The organism is Flavobacterium aurantiibacter (assembly GCF_002251775.1).
Taxonomy (GTDB): Bacteria; Bacteroidota; Bacteroidia; order Flavobacteriales; family Flavobacteriaceae; genus Flavobacterium; species Flavobacterium aurantiibacter.
In genome coordinates, this window is sequence record NZ_NOXX01000071.1 from 1 (window position 1) to 8,015 (window position 8,015).

The window sequence follows — 8,015 nt, forward strand, 5'->3', positions numbered from 1 at the left end:
TTAGTATTAAGATTTGAGTCCCGATAGCTATCGGGAAAGACTTCGTTACGTTCGCCACTATACGTATCGTTTTGCCCAACTGAACCCACGTATCGCCGTTGCCTGAGCTTGTCAAAGTCCAATCTCCCAATCTTTAAATCTTTTAATCTCGAAATCTTTCAATCTCGAAATATCGAAATCTTTTATCTTGCGCAGCTTTCCCGCGCGAACGGGTGCAGCGGCATACTTTTTGGCGATTTTAATTTCCACCGAACGTTTGCCAAAAAGATACAGCGGAACACGTGACGGCGTGAACCTCTTTGGCGCAGCGACGACTCGTTTGCCGGCGCGCCCAAAAAAAAAAGAAAAGACTGCAAAAAAAAGCTGCTCGAATAAACAAGCAGCTTTATAAAGATCAGTTCCCGGTATGATTAGCGCGTAAACAACAACTCTCGGTATTTGGTGAGTGTCCAACTTTCGTCGTCTACCAACAACTCGAGTTTGTCGCAGTGCTCGCGAATAACTTCGAAATAAGGTTTTACCTCGTCGCAGTACGCCTCTGCCATAGCCTGTGCATCAGTTAGGGCATTTGCGCGCTTACGTGCTTCGGTCATTTGCTCTACATTGGTGTTAATGCCTGCTATGTGACCACTTATTTCTTTAATCAACGCAATTTGCTCACGGGCGATGTTTTCGTAATCGGCTCCGAAAATTTCTTTCAAACCTTTCACGTTTTCAATCAGTGTATTTTGATAACGAATTGCCGTTGGAATCACGTGATTACGAGCAATATCGCCCAATACACGGCCTTCAATTTGAATCTTTTTCGTGTATTCTTCGAGCTCGATTTCGTAACGTGCCTCTACCTCAACATGATTCATGATGTTCAGTTCAGAAAACAAATCCAAAGCCGCCTTACTTACTTTAGCTTTCAAAGCTTTTGGCGTAGTCTTGTGATTGCTCAACTTGCGTTTTGCCGCTTCTTGTTCCCACGCATCGCTGTAGCCATCGCCTTCAAACAAAATGTTTTTCGAACCTTTGATGTATTCGCGCAAAACATTGAAAATAGCTTCGTCTTTCTTTAAACCTTTACCATCGATTAGGGCATCTACTTCTTTCTTGAAATCGCGCAATTGCTTGGCTACGATTGCGTTAAGCGTAGTCATGGCATTGGCACAGTTTGCCGACGAACCTACCGCTCTAAATTCGAACTTGTTTCCTGTGAAGGCAAACGGCGACGTACGGTTACGATCGGTGTTGTCGAGCAATACATCTGGAATTTTTCCAACAACGTTCAGTTTTAAATCGGTTTTTTCTTCCGGCGAAAGTTTTCCGTCTGAAACGCCTTCCAACTCGGCCAAAACCTTGGTAAGCTGCTGTCCGATAAATACGGAAATAATAGCAGGCGGTGCTTCATTAGCTCCTAAACGGTGGTCGTTACTTGCCGTTGCAATACTCGCACGCAATAACTCTTCGTATTTGTTTACTGCAACGATGGTATTGATGAAAAACGACAAGAACTGTAAGTTGCTCATAGGCGTTTTTCCGGGCGACAATAAGTTTACGCCGGTATCGGTTGCCATCGACCAGTTGTTGTGCTTTCCGGAACCGTTTACACCTTTGAAAGGCTTTTCGTGGAAAAGAACTTTAAAATCGTGGCGCTCACCTACTTTCTGCATCACATCCATCAAAAGAGAGTTGTGATCAACAGCCAAGTTCGTTTCTTCAAAAATCGGCGCTACTTCAAACTGATTTGGCGCTACTTCGTTATGACGAGTTTTTACTGGAATTCCCAAAAGCATGCACTCTTGTTCTAATTCGCGCATAAAATTCAATGCTCGTGACGGAATTGACCCAAAGTAGTGATCTTCTAATTGTTGTCCTTTTGCGGAAGTATGTCCGAGCAACGTGCGACCCGTCATTAATATATCCGGACGCGAGTTAGCTAAAGCGGTATCTACCAAAAAGTACTCTTGTTCCCATCCTAAAGTGGCAGTTACTTTCTTTACATTTTTATCGAAGTACTTACATACGTCGGTCGCTGCTTCGTCTACAGCATTTAATGCACGCAACAGTGGTGTTTTATAATCGAGTGCTTCGCCGGTGTATGAAATAAACACCGTTGGAATACACAAAGTAGTTCCAAAAATGAATGCAGGAGAAGTTGGATCCCAAGCTGTATAACCGCGTGCTTCAAATGTATTTCGGATACCTCCGTTCGGGAAACTCGAGGCATCTGGTTCTTGTTGTACTAATTGTCCGCCGCCAAATTTCTCTAATGGATCTGAACCATCGTACGAAGTTTCGAAGAACGCGTCGTGCTTTTCAGCGGTTGCGCCCGTTAAAGGTTGAAACCAGTGTGTGTAGTGTGTTACCCCTTTAGTTAAAGCCCATTCTTTCATTCCCATGGCAATGTAATCGGCCAGTTTACGGTCAATTTTAGTTCCATGCTGAATGGCATCTTGTACACCTTTGTAAGCATCAGGCGTTAAAAACTGCTTCATAGCACGCTGATTGAAAACATTTAATCCGAATAAAACAGATTTTCTGTCGGTTTCTTCAAATTTTACCGGTTTGCGCGAAGACGCCTCTTGTAAGGCACGAAAACGTAGTGTTGACATAAATTTAATTGTTTTTTTGAGGATACCCCCTATTTTTATGTGGCAAATATAAGCGAATTTTATTTTTTCGCATTTACACCCCTAAAAAATTTACAATTTCTTATTGCAAAAAAAATCCGCTCGAAAGCGGATTCTTATTAATGTATGTTGCTTTTAGCGTTGCTTCTGTGGAAGTATGGTTACGTTTTGATCGTTTATTCCATATCCTGCGATGGTTTCGTAGTAATTATTGTGATCAGGTCTTGCAACGCCTCTACTGAAAAAGCCTGGAATAATTACGATTCGGAAAACGCGATTATTAAAAAACGTATTTGCGTCTGGAGTAGTCGTTAAATCAAAATTACCATCTACGAAAATACTGAAGTCTTCACGAGTAAAATCGTAATTAAATTGCATGATTCTATCGTCTCCAAAAGGAAAATAAACTTGCGGTAAGAGTTTCCAAATGGCTAATCCGTTATCAACACCAGAAAGTTCGTAAACTAACACGTTATCGGAAGCAAAAATAGCTGGGTTTAAATCGTAAAATACCTGATATTGGTTTGCAGGAGTAAAAGTTCCGTTAACTTCAAAAACCTCGCTTTCGATATTGGTTCCTGGAGGTCCGGCTGGCCCTGGATCGCCTTCGCAGCTTGAAAATAAGGCTACGCTTAGTATACTCAGTGTAAAAAGTAGTTTTTTCATAATCTTTCGTTTTTTGATGTAAAAATACCTAACCAAAAATCAAACCATTTATTATACTTTGGCATACTTTTTTAAAGTTTTACTATGAAAAATCCATTTATATACCTTTTTCTTTTGGGTGGAACACCAAACGGCCGACTCATTGAGCAGCACGATCTGTTTTTTGGTATCGCAGAAAAACCCCAAGATTTGAAAAACGCGATAAAAAATCATTGGCCGGAGGCGGGAAAATCACTTCATATCGATGGCTATCTTAAAATGCACGTCGTTTCCGGATTTTCCATTAAAGTAAGTACCCAACCAGCCACAACCGATTTAAAATTATTTGTTTTTAATTTAGGAGGATACAAACCCGGTGTTTTTACCGAATTTCACGATTTGAAAATTGTAATAGCAAAATCGTTAGCGGAGGCGACGGCACGGGTTAAAAAAGACCTCTTCTTTACGGATTACAACGCAAAAGGTGCACCTGCTCATGTAGACGACAAATATGCACTCGACATCGACGAAGTTTTCCAGGTTAACGAACATCTAAAAGCGCTGTATCCCGATTTTACGATCGACATCACACCCACCGATTCGCCAGCAGACGAACTTATTTTAGGCTACTTCCCTATCGATAAGTTTTAAAGATTTACAGCGATAGAAAACGAAAAAAAGCTCCCGTTGAGGAAGCTTTAGAGATTGAAAAAAGTGGGCGATACTGGGTTCGAACCAGTGACCCCTACCTTGTCGAGGTAGTGCTCTGAACCAGCTGAGCTAATCGCCCTTTTTGTGGATTGCTTGTACAGCATCACAAAAATGAGAAGAAATACCGATGTAACAAAACTTCGCAGTCACTTTTACATCGGGAAAAAGCAACTGCGAATTCTTGTTTCTGATTACCAAGTACTTTCCTTACAACCTGAGTTTGATTAAAAATCATCGTCAAACCATTTCCTATAATAAAACTAACAATCAGATTGTTTTTCAAAGCCGCTAATCCTGTAAACGACTGCTTGCAACGCTAAATTTCTGTGCGATACCACAATCAGCCTCGTAATCAGTCATTTCTATCTTTTCTGACTTTAATTTTAGTATAGAACTCAAGTTTAAAGAATGATATTCAAATGCACACTCAAACGTTCGTGTGCTCGAACCTTACCATTATTTAAATCCTGCGCGACAGGCAACATGGCCGAAAAGCCTGCATTGATCCATTTTCGGGAAACATCGAATCCGGCTCGCACAAAAGCGACTTGTCCTGACGTGTCTTCTACGCGAGAACCGCGACTGTAATTCGATTCAAAAAATTCAGCAGCCACACCCACTTGTGGTAACATTTGCCAATGCGAAACTGTTACTTTGCGATAAGCTACTGCTGTCAAATTCGTTTGATTTCCAAATCGATATCGGCGTTCGTTTTCCATTTTAATTAAATACGAGGTCATTATATTGATACCGTTCTTTTGATACTCAAATACATATTCTCCAAGAATAGTGAAATCAAAACTACCTGTTCCCAACTGAAAAGCTGGATTAACTGTGTTGCTGTTCGCTTGATCAAATTCGCCTGTAGGCAACTTGATTCCCAAACCGCCGTGAAAACGATGCGATTTAGTTTTGGCTTCGTTCTCTGAAGAAAAAAGTTTGTATAAAGCATTTATGCTTACATCCCCCAAACCTGTGCGGGTTTGCACTCCCGTAGCGGTTTCTCGGTTGTGATGCTGCCACGGAACTTGTGCCGTAAGTTCTAGTTTAGTGCTGATGCGAAAACGCGTCCAAATCTGGTACGTTCTAAACTGCTCTAATCGCCAGGGCGAATTGGTGTACAATCGATCGTTACTTTCATACCGCTGATACATGCTGCGAACACCTAAAAATGAGTTTTCTCCCACAGTAGAAAATCCCATACTTCCGCCACTTGCCGAACAACCACAGGCGTCGCACAACAAGCGATTAAAACGAAATGACTCTGAAAACGTACTTACACTGTCGATCGGGCCTAGTGCAAAACCCCAGGCGCTACAGAACAAAAACAGCAAGTAACCAGCTCTTTTAAAACGGCGCAAACCTGCTGTCATTAAGAAATTCTTCATCCGTTAAAGTGTTTAAGAAAGCTTTTATTTGTACTTTCTCCGTTTCTGAAAGTTGTATTCCGTTGATTAAACTTGGATCGATATTCTGCGTTTGTTGAATTCCGGAAGTGTAATGATCAAGTACAGCGTCAAGTGTTCGAAACTTGCCATCGTGCATATACGGGGCGCTTTTCATAACATTTCGCAAGCTCGGAACCTTAAACTTGTACTTATCGGTTTCTATTTGGGTTGTTCGATACTTTCCTAAATCGTTCACAAACGGATTAATCACTAGTCCGTTGTTGCGAAACGATTGATCCGTAAACAAGTTCCCGGCATGACACGAGGCACATTTTTGCTGAAATACTTCGTAACCAGATTCCTCCTCTGCAGTTAGTGTAACACCGTCTTCGGCACGTTGCCACTTATCGAATTTGCTGTTTGATGAAACCATAAGCGACATAAACTGTCCGAGTGCTAACAACATTTTTTCTGTTGAAATCTGCTCGTTGGGAAACGCTTGTTCAAATAAACGTTTGTACTCCGGATCGGTTCCAAAAAGTGACAGCATTTGCTGAAAATTGCCGTTCATTTCAATTTCAGAAGTTAAAGCAACTACTGCTACTAAATCGAGATGATCTACCGAACCGTCCCACATAAAGCTGTCGTAAAATCCAAGGTTTTGGATCGGCATCGTATTTCGTGTCCCGATTTGTTCGTTTACGCCATGGCTTACACTATGACCGTGGTGTGTGAAAGCAGCCGCTTGTTCGTGGCAAAATCCGCAAGAAACAACACCATCAGAAGATAAACGACCGTCGTAAAACAACTTACGCCCGAGTTCAAAACCTGCACGCGTAGCTGGATTCGCAGCATAATCGTAGGTAGGTGCCGGAAAATTCGCGGGTCTTTGAAAGCTCAGATCAATCTCCGTGTACGAATCATCATCCGAACCACAACTACTTAAAAGACCTACTGCCGTGGCAATAAAAATACTTGCAATCTTTTTCGAAAGGCGCATTTTATCTGTTTTAATCATTGTGTACGTGATTTACCTGAAACGCTTGAGAAACGTTTGTTGTGACTTCACCTAAAATCGCACCACCCATAATCATAGCACCGAGTCCTGTAGCACTATTTTCTTCTAAGCTAATAGCATTCGGTCCTTCTAAAATCCGTTTCGCATCGGCAAAAATGTGAACCTGAGGCGTCACTGAAGTTCTTACTGCAGCAGCTTCGGGTAAAGTTAGCGTTGTTTCGGTGTAATTATAGGCAATGCCCGTTCTTCCTGTATGTACCATAAAGGTCTCAGCATCAGTTACTGTTGGCGTCGTAAAAGTACCTTCGTAAACTAAAAACTTATATCCTGCCGACCAGCTCCACATCATGCTTTCCGCTTCGGCAAGTGCTAAAAAATTGCCCTGACCTGCAGCTCCAAGATTAAACTGCTCCTGATCAACTCCAATACCAAAAGTTACCGAAATGTAATCGCCGGCAGGAACACCGTCGAGAGTCAGTAGCTGTGTTTGAATATCACTTTCATCAACAATAAAATACGATTCCGATTTAGGATAAGTAAAAACAGTTCCATCAGATTTTGTAAGACGGATATTACTTACAATGTATTTTAGTTCGTCTACTTTTAAAACTTCTCCATTCGATAATGCATTTGCCTGCGTGCGCAGAATTAAATCCGCACCACCAAAAACCTGATCAAATTCTAAATTAAGTTTGCCTTGGCCAGTAATCGCCTCATCATCAGAAGAGCATGAAAATAATAATGCTAGTATTGCGAAGCCCATAGCTACGCGAAATTTATGTAAAGATTTCATTTTAAATATTTTATGATTTTTATAAAAAAAAATTAGCTGTAGCAACGCGCATACAACAGCGAGCTGAACCTTACAGAATAAAGTTCAATTTCAAATAAACCGAAATGAAATCTTAAACGTTGGGAGGAGGCTGAATAATATTATAGTAACCCGGAAGTGGCTTTAGTTCGAAATTTAAGTAAATCTTTTGGGGTAATTTGTTGCAAAAAGTGTTGTATTCGGCCGAGGTAATTGCTGGCAAATAATACAAGGTTTCGAAAAATCCTTTACTTTCTTTTTTTGAAGAATCGTTGTTGGTAGATTGCTCGCTTTCAACTTCCTTCGCCAGTTCTTTGGCAAGATGACATTTACCGTTACACGACAACTGAGGTTTCTCTCGGTTGACACATAGATTTTCGACAATGTACTGGTAATTTAAAACATACGTAAAAAGTGGAAAAACCGGCTTGAGCAGGAACAAAATACCGAGAATACACGCACACCTTTTCACGGCGCAAAAATACTTCAATATGTTATAATTCGACTAGTGTTTTTCTTTTTTTTTGGGCAAATCCCGCCACAAAGTGCGTAAAAACGTGAGTTCGACATAAAAATCTGTGGCGGGTCGGGCTATTGCTAATAACCTGAGATAGATTTAAAAATCAAAGTCAGAAAACATTAAAAGTGTTGATTACAAGGCGCATGTTTTTTGCGATACCGAGGTATCACAAAAAAATGCAACGATGTAAGCGACGCTTTAAATGTTTAGCGCAATTAAAATGCTAAAAAAAAAATATAAGCAGGTATGGCGATCTGACGCAGATTTGTAATCAATCTCAGGTTACCATCCTCGCTTGCCGCCC

At 41.0% G+C, this 8,015-nt stretch carries 7 protein-coding genes and 1 tRNA gene; 1 reads left to right on the top strand and 7 read right to left on the bottom strand.

Annotated features, from left to right (window positions below):
* Nucleotides 1-410: 410 nt before the first annotated feature.
* Both CHX27_RS00885 and CHX27_RS00890 read right to left on the bottom strand, forming a co-directional pair.
* Complete coding sequence (locus tag CHX27_RS00885; protein ID WP_094484897.1) at nt 411-2,600, bottom strand: glutamine synthetase III family protein; 2,190 nt, start codon at nt 2,598-2,600, stop codon at nt 411-413.
* A gap of 153 nt (nt 2,601-2,753) precedes the next feature.
* Nucleotides 2,754-3,284 (bottom strand): hypothetical protein, encoded by a 531-nt coding sequence (locus CHX27_RS00890; protein WP_094484898.1) that lies wholly within the window; start codon nt 3,282-3,284, stop codon nt 2,754-2,756.
* Nucleotides 3,285-3,368: 84 nt separating this feature from the next.
* Between CHX27_RS00890 and CHX27_RS00895 the strand changes: the two genes are divergently transcribed.
* Nucleotides 3,369-3,914 (top strand): DUF1543 domain-containing protein, encoded by a 546-nt coding sequence (locus CHX27_RS00895; protein ID WP_094484899.1) that lies wholly within the window; start codon nt 3,369-3,371, stop codon nt 3,912-3,914.
* Nucleotides 3,915-3,978: 64 nt separating this feature from the next.
* On the opposite strand, the gene CHX27_RS00900 is transcribed toward CHX27_RS00895, so the two are convergent.
* From CHX27_RS00900 to CHX27_RS00920, 5 genes are all read right to left on the bottom strand, one after another.
* Nucleotides 3,979-4,053, bottom strand: a tRNA-Val gene (locus CHX27_RS00900).
* 322 nt (nt 4,054-4,375) lie between these two features.
* Nucleotides 4,376-5,362, bottom strand: a complete 987-nt coding sequence (locus CHX27_RS00905) for a transporter (protein ID WP_094484900.1) — start codon at nt 5,360-5,362, stop codon at nt 4,376-4,378.
* Nucleotides 5,322-6,380: a cytochrome-c peroxidase gene (locus CHX27_RS00910; protein ID WP_243388929.1), complete on the bottom strand. Its 1,059-nt coding sequence runs from the start codon at nt 6,378-6,380 to the stop codon at nt 5,322-5,324. The genes CHX27_RS00905 and CHX27_RS00910 overlap by 41 nt, the downstream gene beginning before the upstream one ends.
* Nucleotides 6,373-7,173: an MbnP family protein gene (locus CHX27_RS00915; protein WP_094484901.1), complete on the bottom strand. Its 801-nt coding sequence runs from the start codon at nt 7,171-7,173 to the stop codon at nt 6,373-6,375. Before CHX27_RS00915 ends, CHX27_RS00910 begins: the two co-directional genes overlap by 8 nt.
* Nucleotides 7,174-7,285: 112 nt before the next feature.
* Nucleotides 7,286-7,681 (bottom strand): hypothetical protein, encoded by a 396-nt coding sequence (locus CHX27_RS00920; RefSeq protein WP_133063376.1) that lies wholly within the window; start codon nt 7,679-7,681, stop codon nt 7,286-7,288.
* Nucleotides 7,682-8,015 lie beyond the last annotated feature (334 nt).